Here is a 14,067-nt window from a genome sequence, read left to right on the forward strand (position 1 = left end):
TATTTATGTTGAAATTATCTATTTAAAGGAATTTCAATTTTTACATCATCCCAAGCCATTGTCATTTTTAAGTCGTCTGTAGAGTTATCAAAAGCAATCGTAAATTGTTCTACAGGTTTATCTAAATCCTTGACAGGCACTTCTGCTTCAATAACATCAAAATTTGGATCCCACATAGGTTCCATTTTTTCATTTACTCCCCATTCGTATTGCTTAGAATTAAACATTACTTTCCAAGTATCCTCCATAGGAACAGTCCAAATGGTGTATTTTCCTTTAGGTAGATACATGCCTTGTACGGTTAAATCTTGATTAGTTTCAAAAGTAGTAGCTTCGTTTGCTCCAGTACGCCAAACTTGGTTAAATGGTACTAATGCTCCAAAAACTTCACGATCACGTTTTGAAGGACGATTGTAAAACACTTCTAAATTTAAATCGTCTACTTTAAAAGCAACTGTTTTTGGTGGACTTAAACGTTGTTCAAAAACACCGGTTTTAGTAAAAAATTGATAGCCTAAAACAAGTACAGCTATTGCAATTAGGGCATATATTATCCACTTTAAAAATTTATTCATTGTAGAATTAAGGATTTATTGAATATAAAAGTATAGCAAATTTATTGAATATAAGTATAACGAAAAATTAATTTAGATGTTATCTTTATTCTCTAAAATAAGAATAGCGTAATGGATTTAAATAAGATTTTAGATGCTTCAAATCAAGAAGAAATTTTTGTAGTTGATCATTCAATTTCAATTAATGATTATGTTGCAATAGATTTGTCAAAACAGAATGAAGATTTAAAGTTATTTGATGTGTCTTCTTCTAAAGCGTGGGAGGTTTATATTAATAATTATCTTAAAAAAGCTAATAAAAAAGTAGCATATGGTGGCTATTTAGAGCATAGAAATCTTTATGACCGTAGTGATTACTTTTCTTCTCAAACCGAAGAAGCGCAACGTAATATTCATTTGGGTTTAGATTTATGGTGTCCTGCAGGAACAGATATGCTTGCTGCTTTTAATGGAGTAATCCATAGCTTTAATGATAATACTAATTTTGGAGACTACGGACCAACCATAATTTTAGAGCACAGCTTAGGAAATGATAAGTTTTATACACTTTATGGTCATTTATCGCGTGCTTCAATTAAAAAAATTAAAGTTGGTCAAAGTGTAAAACAAGGAGATATTATTGCACAATTAGGAGATGCAAAGGTAAATGGAGATTATGCGCCGCATCTTCACTTTCAAATTATAAAAGATTTACAAGGTAAAGAAGGAGATTATCCTGGTGTTTGTAGTGCTAAAGAATTAGAGTTTTATAAACAAAATACAATAGATCCAAAACCAATACTAGGATTGGTTTAATCAAATTGATTTAAATCTCTTTTTATTCTTGCTTCTGTAGGAATAAGTAGAGCCAAATAAACAATTAATAATATTCCAAAAAGAAGAAATTCTGGATAGATTAATAAAATTAAAAAAGCTGCGCCTTCCAAAATTGCCCATCTTATTATTGATGCAGATTGATAACTAACCAATTTTTGTTGTACAGAAAGGTTGTTATCTATTTTAGAAACAAAATGTTTAAATAATAGATTGCTAACTATAAATGCAGCTATTGGGATAAATAAATAAATGTAATTTTTACTGTTAACTGTTGGGAATGATAACTCTGTTAAATTCCCTAAATCTCCTAAAAAGTAATACGCCAAAATTAATCCTGCAATTAAAGTTAGATGAATGATTTTAAAAATCTTTAACTGTTGCTCCATATTTTTATGATCTAATTGTTTCTATTTTTCCATAAATGTGACGTCTTGCTAAAGGTTTACCAAATAAAAATCCAGCTATTACACTAATACCATCTGCAATATAAAACCATGTTGGAGAAGGAATCATAAACCAATTAGCAATTGTAGCTACAACCATAAAGCCAGCGACAATATATGCAGGAATTATAGATGTTTTAGCAATAAGTCCTGCTATAAACATACCAACAGCTATCCCAAAACCATGTGCGATGATAACAGCTATCATAGAGCCACGAGGAATAAGATCTATATTGTTTTTTATCCATTCCATATCCAAAGGTTTAGCGCCTTCAGGATAAGGGAACAAAGTATGACCTAAGGTTTCAATAAGATAAATAGATAGACTTGCAGCTATAATACCAGCAATTGTGGCTAATATTTTTCTTAGCATAATTAAAGATTTTAGTTAGTTAAATAAAAATACAAAAAAATCCCAAAGCATTACACTTTGGGATTTTTAATATGATTTAGTATATATTATTTATTCATTTACCAAAACCCATTCGCCTTTAGCAATTAATGGTTCTGCTTGTTTGTATTTAAGGGTTTTGTTTTCGCCACTCATTACATTTTTTATAGTCACTCTGTCATTACGACCAATTTTTGGTTGCTCTCTAACAATAGTTTCAACAACTTGTGGTTGTTGTTGTGTGTTACCAGCAGCTCTATTTTGGGCAGCACGTTCGTCTAAATTAGGAATTTCTTCCTTTTCAGTTTTTAGATTCTCTTTTTGACGTACTTGTTTTGCTTCACTAATAGCATTAGTTGTTTCTGTTGGTAATTCACCTTTAAATAAGAATGAAATTACATCTTTATTAACTTGAGAGATCATGCTTTTAAACAATTCAAAAGCTTCAAACTTGTAAATTAATAATGGATCTTTTTGCTCGTGAACAGCTAATTGAACCGATTGTTTTAACTCGTCCATTTTACGTAAATGAGTCTTCCATGCATCATCAATAATGGCTAATGTGATGTTCTTTTCAAAGTCGGTAATTAATTGTTTCCCTTTACTCTCGTAAGCTTTTTCTAAGTCAGTCACAACTTGTAACGTTTTAGTGCCATCCGTAAAAGGAACAACAATACGCTTGTAACGATCACGTTGATTTTCGTATACGTTTTCTATAACAGGGAAAGCAATTTCGGCGTTGCGTTCCATTTTATTTTTATAGTGATCAAAAGCTGTTTTATAGACGTTTTGGGCAATCTCTAAAGCAGACATTTTGTTAAACTCATCTTCACTAATTGGTGAAGACATAGAGAAGAAACGGATTAATTCAAACTCGAAGTTTTTGTAATCGTTAGCATCTTTATTGGTCTCTGCAATTAACTCAGAAGTATCATAAATCATGTTAGCTAAGTCTACACGTAAACGCTCTCCAAATAATGCGTGGTAACGACGTTTGTAAACTACTTCACGTTGCGAGTTCATTACATCATCATATTCAAGAAGACGTTTACGAACACCAAATTGGTTTTCCTCCACTTTTTTCTGTGCACGCTCAATAGATTTTGAAATCATAGAATGCTGAATCACTTCACCTTCTTGTAATCCCATTCTATCCATCATTTTGGCAATACGCTCACTACCAAATAAACGCATTAAATTATCTTCTAAAGATACATAGAATTGCGAGCTTCCTGGATCTCCTTGTCTACCGGCACGACCACGTAACTGTCGGTCTACACGACGCGAGTCATGACGTTCTGTACCAATGATGGCTAATCCACCAGCAGCTTTAACTTCGTCACTTAATTTAATATCTGTACCACGACCAGCCATGTTTGTTGCAATGGTTACTTGTCCTGGTTTACCAGCTTCAGCTACAATATCTGCCTCTTTTTTATGAAGTTTTGCGTTAAGTACATTATGAGGTACTTTTCTTATGGATAGCATTTTACCTAGTAACTCAGAAATCTCTACACTAGTTGTACCAATAAGTACTGGTCGACCTGCTTGAGATAACTTAGTAACCTCATCAATAACAGCGTTATATTTTTCGCGTTTTGTTTTATACACTAAATCTTCACGGTCATCTCTTGCAATGGGTCTGTTAGTTGGTATTTCAACTACATCTAATTTGTAGATTTCCCAGAATTCTCCAGCTTCTGTTACCGCAGTACCTGTCATACCAGCTAGTTTGCGATACATACGGAAGTAGTTTTGTAAAGTAATAGTTGCAAAGGTTTGCGTAGCGTCTTCAATCTTTACATTTTCTTTAGCTTCGATCGCTTGGTGTAAACCGTCTGAATAACGACGACCATCCATAATACGACCTGTTTGCTCGTCTACAATCATTACTTTGTTATCCATGACTACGTATTGAATGTCTTTTTCAAACAATGCGTAAGCTTTTAACAACTGGTTTAAGGTGTGGATACGTTCTGATTTAATAGCAAAGTCACGGAATAAGTCTTCTTTAAGATTAGCTTCTTCTTCGCTAGATAGATTTTGATTTTCTATTTTAGCAATTTCTACACCAATTTCTGGCATGACAAAAAAGTCTGGATTGTCTTTACCTGAAAGATAATCTACACCTTTGTCTGTTAATTCTATCTGATTATTTTTTTCTTCAATAACATAGTATAATTCCGCGTCTACTCTTGGCATCTCACGGTTATTATCTTGCATGAAGTAGTTTTCTGTTTTTTGAAGTAATTGTTTTACACCTTCTTCACTTAAAAACTTAATTAACGCTTTATTTTTTGGCATACCACGGTACACGCGTAATAATTGAAAACCACCTTCTTTAGTGTCTCCGTCAGCGATAAGTTTTTTAGCATTGGCTAAAACCGTAGTTAAATATTTACGTTGTACACTAACAATATCTTCTACTTTTGGTTTTAATAATGTAAACTCGTGTTCGTCACCTTTTGGTACCGGACCAGAAATGATTAATGGTGTACGTGCATCGTCAATTAAAACCGAATCTACCTCATCTACAATAGCGAAGTGGTGTGGACGTTGTACTAAATCGCCAGGTGCATGCGCCATGTTATCACGTAGGTAATCAAAACCAAACTCGTTATTGGTACCATAAGTAATATCTGCGTTGTAGGCTTTACGACGTGCATCACTGTTAGGTTGATGATAATCTATACAGTCTACACTTAATCCATGGAATTGGAAAATAGGAGCCATCCAAGCGCTATCACGTTTAGCTAAGTAGTCGTTTACTGTTACTAAGTGTACACCTTTACCAGCAATAGCGTTAAGGTATACTGGTAAGGTTGCTACAAGCGTTTTACCTTCACCAGTTTGCATTTCGGCAATTTTACCTTGGTGCATTGCAACACCACCAATTAACTGTACATCGTAATGTACCATATCCCATGTTACTTCTTTACCAGCAGCATCCCAAGAATTTGCCCAAGTTGCTTTATCTCCTTCTAGAGTAACGTAGTTATGTTCTCCAGAAATTAAACGGTCAAATTCGTTAGCTTCAACGGTAATTGAAGTATTATCTTTAAAACGTTTTGCTGTTTCTTTAACAACAGCAAAAGCTTCTGGAAGGATGTTGTTAAGTACATCTTCTGTAGCGGCGTAAGCATCGTCTTTAATTTTATCAATTTCTTGATAGATATCTTCTCTTCTGTCTATGTCATCAGATGCTTCTGCTTCTTGTTCTAATGTTTCGATTTGAGAATAGAATGGCTGACGTGCTTCGGCAATTTTTGCTTTAAACTCTGCAGTTTTTGCTCTAAGCTGATCATGCGATAAGGCTTCTAGAGCACTTTCAAAAGATTTGATTTTTTCAACTATTGGCATGATGGCTTTTACGTCTTGTTTAGACTTATCACCAACAAATACTTTTAGTATAGAATTTAAAAAATTCATAATTTAATTTGTATTAAGTTGAAATCTATTGAAGCAGCAGTGTGCTGAGCCAAAGATTTCATTAGCTTTTGGTTTTTAGTATGTTAGTTCTGTGCTAATTAGGGCATACAGAACTAAGCCTTTTTAAAAAAGGGCTTAAATATACGTTTTTAGCTGTGTAAAGCTAAATTTTAAGCACAAAAAAAGCCTCTATGTTGAGACTTTTTATGCTTTATTTATTTTAGTATTCGTCCTCATTCCAGAGGTAATCTTCGTCAGTTGGATAATCTGGCCAAATTTCTTCGATAGAATCGTAAGAATCTCCTTCGTCTTCAATAGATTGTAAGTTTTCAACAACTTCTAAAGGCGCACCTGTACGGATTGCGTAATCGATAAGTTCGTCTTTGGTTGCTGGCCAAGGTGCATCACTTAAATAAGATGCTAATTCTAATGTCCAATACATTCTTTTATCGTTTTAATTTTTTGCAAAAATAAATTTTTAGTTCAAATAGTCAAGAAAAAAGTGAATTATTTTTTCAGTATAAATAGGAACGTTTGTTTTTATTTAAACTACTTGACTTTTAGGTCTTTTGCAGTATTAATAAATGCTTTAAAGGTTAATTTATTCTGTTTTTTTAGGAATCCATTTTACCTCATCTGCTTGTAAGTCTTGTGACAACTTTCGTGCCAATACAAAAAGATAGTCAGATAGACGGTTTAGATAGGTTAGTGTTTCTGGTTGAAATGGTTCTAAATCGTTAAGTGCTGATGCTAAGCGTTCTGCACGTCTGCAAACTGTGCGTGCAATGTGACAGAATGACACGGTTTGATGTCCGCCAGGTAATACAAAATGTGTCATTTGTGGTAATTGCGCATCCATACTATCCATTTCTTGTTCTAAAAAATTGATGTCAGCTTCATTTATTTTAGGGATGTTTAAGCGCTCTTTACCATTTTTTAAAGTGGCTTTTTCTGGATCTGTTGCTAATATAGCGCCAACAGTAAATAGTTTGTCCTGTATATTTATTAAGGTGTCTTTGTATTTTTGATTTATGTCTTGGTCTCTTATTAAACCAATATAGCTGTTTAGTTCGTCGACAGTTCCGTAGCTATCAATACGTATATGATGTTTAGGTACGCGTGTACCACCAAATAAAGCGGTTGTACCTTTATCTCCTGTTTTTGTATATATTTTCATAGTATCAAATTTAGGAGTTTAAAGTTTAAAGTGAAAGTTTTTTAGAAGATTAGATGTTTAGATTGCTCGATTGCTCGATTGCTCGATTGCTCGATTTTTAGAAGATTAGATTTTTCGAGTATTAGATTATATGAGATTTTTACTAACTACTACTTACTCTTGTGTGATTTCTCGTTGTGCTCGAAATGACTTAGGGATACTTCTCGATACAATGCCTCATACTTCGGCATCACTCGAAGTGACGGTTTTTAGATTACTCGATTTTTAGATTGTTGAATTTTTAGATGTTTGCTAACTGCTAACTGCTAACTCTAAATTCTAATAGTAAAATGTTCTTTGGCTTGTTCTTTTCTAAAGCTTACAAATCCCCAAAAAAAAGTGTCTATAGTAACTGTAACTTGCGGATGTTTTTTTATTGTTTCCCAAGCTTCTGTCATTCCTTTTGACCAATAAATGTCATCAAAAATAAAAATGGTATTGTTATTAATTGTAGGTAATAACATATTGAAATACTCTATAGTTGCTTCTTTTTGGTGGTTGCCGTCAAAATAGATTAAATCATATGTGTTTGATGTTAATGTTGGAATAACCGCTTTAAAATCTCCTGTTAATGAAGTAATGTTATTTAAGCCTAATTTATTAAAATTGTCTTTAGTAAATTTTGAAATATTTGGACAACCTTCGATAGTAGTAATTTGTGTTTTTGGGTTACCTAAACTTATGGCATGTGTAGCAATACCCATAGATGTACCTAATTCTAAAACTTGGTTGAATTTAAAATAACGAGATAATCTGAAAAACAGTTTAGCTCTTTTAACTGTTGTGCCAGCATTTTTAGTAATGTCTGATACTTTTCTTGTATTAGATTTATCTACTTGAGAGCCAGCACCTAAATCTGTGACTTCTATAGTTGTTTTATTTTGAAGTAAGTTTTTTCGATAAGTTTTTAGTTGATTGTAGGTGGAGTATTTTGTCTTGTCATAAAAGCATTTTGTCACTAAATCATAAACAAAAGGAGAGTGGACACCATGTTGATTTTTAGAGCGTAATAAGAATTTTATATAGGCTATGATTAGTTTTCTCATTAGGAGTAATTTGGACGTGATAAATATAGTAGTTTATTCTTTAGCTTCTCGATACAATGCCTCATGCATCGGCATCACTCGAAGTGACGATTTTTTAGATTACTGGACTATTAGATTTTTGGATTATTAGATATTTACTAACTGCTAACTCTTCCTTGGTCTGAGTACATCTAGTTTTATGCTTTTTGTGTGATTTCTCGCTGTGCTCGAAATGACTAAAGGATTTTTTATAGTCATCAGTTATCAATCATCAGTTATCAGTTATTAATCACTAGTTTTACTCATTTTCCATTTTTTCTGCAAGTTCCAACCAACGTAATTCTTTTTCTTCTATACTATCTATAATCGTTTGCATTTTGTTAGAGAGTTCTGTGATTTGGTCTTGTGTTAAGTCAGGATTTAAGAATTGTTGTTCTAATTCTTTTTTATCAAACTCTAGGGATTTAATCTTACTTTCTAAGTTTTTATATTCTTTTTGTTCATTATAAGACAGATTACTATTGCTGTCTTTTTTCCAAGTTTTCTTTTCCTTTTTATCTTCAGAAGCTATTTCTGGTGGTTTACTGTCTTCATAAATGCGGTAATCTGTATAATTACCAGGGAAATCTTCAATTTTACCTTCACCTTTAAAGACTAACAGATGGTCTACAATTTTATCCATAAAATAGCGGTCGTGAGAAACCACAATTAAACAACCAGGAAAATCTAATAGAAAGTCTTCTAAAACATTAAGTGTGACTATATCTAAATCGTTAGTCGGCTCGTCTAAGATTAAAAAGTTAGGGTTTTGAATTAAAACGGTGCATAAGTATAGACGTTTACGCTCGCCACCACTTAGTTTTTCGACAAAGTCGTATTGTTTTTTACGGTCAAACAAGAAACGTTCTAATAATTGTTGCGCACTAATTTGACGTCCTTTTTTTAGTGGAATATAATCACCAAATTCTCTAACAACATCAATTACTTTTTGTCCCTCTTTTGGATTAATTCCTGCTTGAGTGTAGTATCCAAATTTAACTGTTTCTCCAATAATAATCTTACCGCTATCGGGTTGTGCGGTTTGCGTAAGGATGTTTAAAAATGTGGATTTACCAGTTCCGTTTTTACCAATAATTCCAACACGTTCACCTTTTTGAAAGTTGTAGCTAAATTGGTCTAAAATGATTTTGTCTTTAAAAGATTTTGAAAGTTTTACTAACTCTACAATCTTACTACCTAAGCGCTCCATGTTTATCTCTAACTCGACAACATGATCTTTACGGCGTTGGTGTGCTTTGTGTTTTATTTCGGCAAAGTCGTCTATTCTAGATTTAGATTTGGTGGTACGTGCTTTGGGTTGTCTACGCATCCAACCTAGCTCTTTTTTATAGAGTTGTTTTGCTTTATTAACTTCGGTTTGTTCTCTTAAAATACGTTCTTCTTTTTTCTCTAAGTAATAAGAATAGTTGCCTTTATAGGTGTAAAGCTCTCCGTGATCTAATTCTATTATTTCGTTGCAGACACGTTCTAAAAAATAACGGTCGTGCGTTACCATAAACAAGGTGATGTTTTCTTTAGCAAAGAAGCCTTCTAACCACTCAATCATTTCTAAATCAAGATGGTTGGTAGGCTCATCCAGGATTAATAAATCTGGTTTATTGATTAATGCGTTTGCTAAGCTTAGACGTTTTTTTTGTCCACCAGATAAGTTATTTACTTTTTGGTCTAAGCTGTCTAGTTTTAACAAGAAAAGAATTTGCTTGTATTGAGTTTCAAAATCCCAAGCTTGATGCCTTTCCATTTGCTCAAACGCTGTTTGGTAAGCTTCTGTGTCTTCTGGATTTTGTAAAGCTTTTTCGTAATTAGCAATAATGTCTAATATAGGGTTATCTGCATTAAATATAGTTTGCTCTATAGTTAAATTAGGATCTAGATTAGGTTCTTGCGGTAAAAATGCTACTTTTATGTCTTTACGGTAGATAATTTGACCAGTATCTGGAGCGTCAAAACCAGCTAGAATATTAAGAATGGAAGTTTTTCCGGTACCATTTTTTGCTACAAATGCAATTTTTTGATCCTTGTGTACACTAAAAGAGAGGTCTTTAAACAATGTACGCTCTCCATAGGATTTAGAAATATTTTCTACAGTTAAGTAATTCAAAGTGTTCTTTTTTGCAAAGATGGGAATATTAGTTTTAAGTTGAAAGGCGAAAGTTTGTGGATTTGGTTTTTTGTTGCTTCTCGATACAATGCCTCATGCTTCGGCATCACTCGAAGTGACGATAGCTCGATTGTGGATTGTTAGACTATTTGAGATTTTTACTCATTGGTCGTGTGAGATTTCTCAGTCGTACCTCCATCGAAATGACAAAGGATAAATTCATTTTATTTAATAATTTGAAAAGTGTGTTATTATTCATCTTCATGCTTCTAACTATGTGCTTCAAGCTTCTTGTGTGATTTCTCAGTCGTGCCTTCTTCGAAATGACTTGGAGATGCTTCTCGATACGATTTGCTTATTTTTATTTATGACTTGAAGTGACTATATTTTGATTGTTGGGTTTATAGATTATTGGATTGTTTGAGATGTTTACCAATAATTAATTTACAATTGCTAATCTATAATTTTAGTAAAACAGTTAAGCGGTTGAAATGTTCGGTAAAAGTTTTATTTTTCAGGTTGAAAAACTATATTTGTCACTTATCAAATGCCTCTATATGAAGCCACTTATTGCTTGTTTACTGCTTGTTTTAGTTCTTTTTAGTTCTTCTTGTATCACAAACAAAGACGTTGTTTACTTACAAAACAAAGGGACAATAGCAAATGACTCGTTACAGATTAAAGCGTTAGCACAACCGTACCGTGTGCAGATAGATGATATTTTAAGTATTAACGTAAAAGCTTTAGATGAAGAATTGGTAAAGATTTTTAACCCAACTAATACTAATGCTGTAGGTAATATTGGACAGTCTGAACAAGGTCTTTACTTTAATGGTTTTACTGTGGATTTACATGGTAATATCGAATTTCCAATATTAGGTGAGATTAACGTGTTAGGATACACTGTAGAAGAAATAGAAGATAAGGTAAAGGATTTGTTGCTAGAGAAGTATTTTAAAGAAACAGCGCAAATCTTTGTGACCGTAAAACTAGCAGGTTTAAGATATACCACACTTGGTGAAATTGGTAATAAAGGGACACAGGTATTATATAGAGAACGCGTTAATATACTTGAAGCGGTTGCTAATGCAGGTGATATTGCACAAACAGGAGATCGTAAAGATGTACTAATTGTTAGGCAATATCCTGATGGACAAAAAATACATCATATAGATTTGACCGATATAGCTGCAATGGAATCTGAGTTTTATTATATACAGCCTAATGATATTATTATGGTTAAACCTTTAAAACGAAAGGCTTTAGGAGCAGGTCAAACCGCAACACAAACTATAACTACGGTAGCAAGTATCTTTTCGGTATTAGTTAGTACTTACTTTTTAGCAAGAAATTTATAATATGGAAAATCAAGTCCAAGAGCAAGATGTGCAAATGTTTGATTTTAAAGCTTTTGTTTTTAGAGCTTTAAGTTATTGGAAGTGGTTTTTGTTGGCTTTAATTGTTGGAGTCTATATTGTATATCAACAAAATATAAGAGAAGAGTTTCCTTATACATTAGACGCTAAAATTACGGTGCAAGATGATAAAAATCCGTTATTTACTTCTAATACAAGTTTAATTTTTAATTATGGTGGTATTTCTGGTAAAGTACAAGAAGTGCTTCTTAATTTAAAATCTAGAGAACATCATGAAAAGGTCGTAGATAGTTTAGATTTATATTTAAGTTATTTGACTCAGGGACGTTTTTATAAAACCGATATGTACGGCAGTGTTCCTTTTAAATTTGTTGGGTTAGATAGCGCATATCAGGTTTTAGGACATCCTATTAAGGTAGAGTTTGTTGATGCTACTTCTTTTGATTTATCTTATGATTTTGGTGAAGCAGAAACTATTGCAACTCAGAATTTTGTGAGTAAAGAAGTGAAACGTTTGCCAGTAACTCAACCAACATTAAAAAAACGCTATCAAATAGGCGAGTATATTAATTTGCCTTTTTTAAAAGGAAGTATTGAATTACGTGAAGATTTTAGTATACCTGTAGGTAAAACTTATTTTATTAAATATACTAGTTTTAATAGTGCGGTTTCTGGCTTTTTAAGATCTTATGTTGTCGTTAATGAAGAGCGTTCACCTTTACTTAGTATTAGGCTAACCAATAAAAATAAGGCTAAAATAGTTGATTATTTAAACACCTCTATATACATATTAGATCGTGATCAGCTAGAAAAGAAAAATCAGTATGCGGTTAATACTATTAATTTTATTGATAAACAGTTGTCTAGGGTAAAAGGGGATTTGACAAAAAAGGCAGACTCTTTAAATGAGTTTAAACGTGATAAAAAGCTATATAATCTAGAAAACGAAACGGGTGAACTATCTAGTAAAATTACTAATTATGAGACGCAAAAGGAAAGTTACGAAAAGCAGCTAATGTCTTACGACTTGCTGAAAAACTATTTAGAAACTAGTGATGATTTTACTAGTTTTCCTGCGCCAGTTATTGAAGGTATTAGTGATGGGAATATACAAGGGTTAATTTCTCAAATGATACAAATTTCATCAGAAAAATCTAAATTAGAATATTCTGTACGAGATAATGTGTCCATTTTTGATGATTTAAACCGTCAAATTGATGGCTTAAAAAAAGTGATGTTTGAAAGTATTTCTTCAGCAAAAACTAATATCAGGTATCAAATTCAATCTATAAATAATAAGATTTATAATGTAGAGCGCGAGTTTTCTACTTTACCAGAAAGTCAGCAACAATTACAAGCCATAGAGCGCGAGTATTTGTTAAGTCAAAACACTTATAATTTGTACTTAGCAAAACGCGGTGAGGCAGAATTGGTTAAAGCTTCTAATGTATCTGATATTAACTTGTTAGAACCAGCTAAAGATACGGGTCAGGGTAGAGTGACTAGAAACTTAAATATACGATATGTTTTTGCAGTTTTAGGCGCTTTAATCCCAATACTAATCCTTGCTTTTTTAGTGACGTTTTTTGATCATAAGTTGCATAGTCCAAACGATTTAAAAGACTTAACTAAAATCCCTTTACTAGGTGTAGTTGGTAAAAATGAAAGTGAAAATAACTTAGCTGTACTTAATAAACCAAAATCTGCTATAGCAGAAGCGTTTAGAGCTGTACGTTCTAGCTTACAGTTTATGTACAAAAAACACGATGTAGAAGGTACAAAAACAGTGATGCTTACTTCTTCTATTAGCGGAGAAGGTAAAACCTTTTGTTCTATTAATATAGCTTCTGTATTTGCTCTTAGTGGTAAGAAAACTGTGTTGGTAGGTTTAGATTTGCGTAAGCCTAAAATATTTGGAGATTTTGACATTGATAATAACATTGGTGCGGTTAATTACTTGATTGGTCAGATGTCTTTAGAGGAAGTTACCCAAAAGACTATGATGGAAGATTTGGATGTTATTACCTCTGGACCGATACCACCTAATCCTTCTGAGTTATTGATTGGTGAAAAAATGGATACGCTTATTGAAGAGCTTAAAGCTAAGTATGATTATATTATATTAGACACGCCTCCTGTTGGTCTAGTTGCAGATGCGCTAGAACTTATTGAATACGCTGATGCTACCTTATATGTTGTGCGTCAGGATTACACCAAAAAAGATATGTTACAACTGATTAAAGATAAACATCAAAAAGGAGAGGTGAAGAATATTAGCTTTTTATACAATTACTTTAATCAAAAAGGAACATACGGTTACGGTTATGGTTACGGTTATGGTTACGGTTATGGTGCTTATGGTAATGGATATCATGATAATGGACCTAAGAAAGCATCTTTGCTGGATAGGATGAAAAGGATTTTTAGAAAGTAGATTTTTAGATTATTCGATTGTTAGATTGCTCGATTACTCGATGCTTCGAATTTTAGATTCTTCGCTTTGCTCTGAATGACATGTTGTGTTGATTTTTGGATTTGATTAGAAGAGCTTCTTTTGTGATTTCTCAGTCGTGCCTTCTTCGAAATGACTTAGGGATGCTTCTCGATACTATTTACTCATGCTATATAAATCACT

The 14,067-nt window shown here is 32.8% G+C and carries 11 protein-coding genes; 3 read left to right on the plus strand and 8 right to left on the minus strand.

Annotation, left to right across the window (positions count from 1 at the left end; all coding sequences use genetic code 11):
• Nucleotides 1–14: 14 nt before the first annotated feature.
• Nucleotides 15–575: a DUF2911 domain-containing protein gene (locus tag ACEQT4_RS02330; RefSeq protein WP_370225817.1), complete on the minus strand. Its 561-nt coding sequence runs from the start codon at nt 573–575 to the stop codon at nt 15–17.
• 111 nt (nt 576–686) lie between these two features.
• Here ACEQT4_RS02330 and ACEQT4_RS02335 point away from each other — a divergent pair, with 111 nt between their 5' ends.
• On the plus strand, nt 687–1,370 hold the full coding sequence (locus tag ACEQT4_RS02335; RefSeq protein WP_370225818.1) for a peptidoglycan DD-metalloendopeptidase family protein: 684 nt from the start codon (nt 687–689) through the stop codon (nt 1,368–1,370).
• On the opposite strand, the gene ACEQT4_RS02340 is transcribed toward ACEQT4_RS02335, so the two are convergent.
• The 7 genes from ACEQT4_RS02340 to ACEQT4_RS02370 form a co-directional block, all read right to left on the minus strand.
• The gene (locus tag ACEQT4_RS02340; protein ID WP_370225819.1) at nt 1,367–1,777 is read right to left on the minus strand and encodes an MFS transporter; all 411 of its coding nucleotides are present in this window, start codon (nt 1,775–1,777) and stop codon (nt 1,367–1,369) included. The genes ACEQT4_RS02335 and ACEQT4_RS02340 overlap by 4 nt on opposite strands.
• Before the next feature lie 4 nt (nt 1,778–1,781).
• The gene (locus ACEQT4_RS02345) at nt 1,782–2,207 is read right to left on the minus strand and encodes a hypothetical protein (protein ID WP_370225821.1); all 426 of its coding nucleotides are present in this window, start codon (nt 2,205–2,207) and stop codon (nt 1,782–1,784) included.
• Nucleotides 2,208–2,297: 90 nt separating this feature from the next.
• Nucleotides 2,298–5,654, minus strand: a complete 3,357-nt coding sequence (gene secA, locus ACEQT4_RS02350; protein WP_370225822.1) for a preprotein translocase subunit SecA — start codon at nt 5,652–5,654, stop codon at nt 2,298–2,300.
• A gap of 220 nt (nt 5,655–5,874) precedes the next feature.
• A complete protein-coding gene (locus ACEQT4_RS02355) occupies nt 5,875–6,096 on the minus strand; it encodes a DUF2795 domain-containing protein (protein ID WP_006989959.1) in 222 nt (73 codons plus the stop codon).
• Nucleotides 6,097–6,255: 159 nt separating this feature from the next.
• Nucleotides 6,256–6,831, minus strand: a complete 576-nt coding sequence (locus ACEQT4_RS02360) for a cob(I)yrinic acid a,c-diamide adenosyltransferase (protein ID WP_370225823.1) — start codon at nt 6,829–6,831, stop codon at nt 6,256–6,258.
• Nucleotides 6,832–7,142: 311 nt separating this feature from the next.
• Nucleotides 7,143–7,916 (minus strand): O-methyltransferase, encoded by a 774-nt coding sequence (locus tag ACEQT4_RS02365; protein ID WP_370225824.1) that lies wholly within the window; start codon nt 7,914–7,916, stop codon nt 7,143–7,145.
• Between the two features lie 277 nt (nt 7,917–8,193).
• Complete coding sequence (locus ACEQT4_RS02370) at nt 8,194–10,056, minus strand: ABC-F family ATP-binding cassette domain-containing protein (protein WP_370225826.1); 1,863 nt, start codon at nt 10,054–10,056, stop codon at nt 8,194–8,196.
• 557 nt (nt 10,057–10,613) lie between these two features.
• Here ACEQT4_RS02370 and ACEQT4_RS02375 point away from each other — a divergent pair.
• Entirely contained in the window at nt 10,614–11,414 is an 801-nt protein-coding gene (locus ACEQT4_RS02375) for a polysaccharide biosynthesis/export family protein (RefSeq protein ID WP_370225827.1), read from the plus strand.
• A 1-nt stretch (nt 11,415) separates the two neighbouring features.
• Nucleotides 11,416–13,866 carry a polysaccharide biosynthesis tyrosine autokinase gene (locus tag ACEQT4_RS02380; protein ID WP_370225828.1) on the plus strand — a complete coding sequence of 817 codons (2,451 nt, stop codon included), beginning with the start codon at nt 11,416–11,418 and terminating at the stop codon, nt 13,864–13,866.
• The last annotated feature ends 201 nt before the right edge of the window (nt 13,867–14,067 follow it).

Origin of the sequence: Mesoflavibacter sp. (genome assembly GCF_964226795.1) — a bacterium.
In the GTDB taxonomy this organism is placed as follows: domain Bacteria; phylum Bacteroidota; class Bacteroidia; order Flavobacteriales; family Flavobacteriaceae; genus Mesoflavibacter; species Mesoflavibacter zeaxanthinifaciens.

Bases quoted from the DNA above. Each gene is read 5' to 3' on its own strand.
- ACEQT4_RS02330 (WP_370225817.1), bottom strand. From the start codon at position 575: ATGAATAAATTTTTAAAGTGGATAATATATGCCCTAATTGCAATAGCT.
- ACEQT4_RS02335 (WP_370225818.1), top strand. From the start codon at position 687: ATGGATTTAAATAAGATTTTAGATGCTTCAAATCAAGAAGAAATTTTT.
- ACEQT4_RS02340 (WP_370225819.1), bottom strand. From the start codon at position 1,777: ATGGAGCAACAGTTAAAGATTTTTAAAATCATTCATCTAACTTTAATT.
- ACEQT4_RS02345 (WP_370225821.1), bottom strand. From the start codon at position 2,207: ATGCTAAGAAAAATATTAGCCACAATTGCTGGTATTATAGCTGCAAGT.
- secA (WP_370225822.1), bottom strand. From the start codon at position 5,654: ATGAATTTTTTAAATTCTATACTAAAAGTATTTGTTGGTGATAAGTCT.
- ACEQT4_RS02355 (WP_006989959.1), bottom strand. From the start codon at position 6,096: ATGTATTGGACATTAGAATTAGCATCTTATTTAAGTGATGCACCTTGG.
- ACEQT4_RS02360 (WP_370225823.1), bottom strand. From the start codon at position 6,831: ATGAAAATATATACAAAAACAGGAGATAAAGGTACAACCGCTTTATTT.
- ACEQT4_RS02365 (WP_370225824.1), bottom strand. From the start codon at position 7,916: ATGAGAAAACTAATCATAGCCTATATAAAATTCTTATTACGCTCTAAA.
- ACEQT4_RS02375 (WP_370225827.1), top strand. From the start codon at position 10,614: ATGAAGCCACTTATTGCTTGTTTACTGCTTGTTTTAGTTCTTTTTAGT.
- ACEQT4_RS02380 (WP_370225828.1), top strand. From the start codon at position 11,416: ATGGAAAATCAAGTCCAAGAGCAAGATGTGCAAATGTTTGATTTTAAA.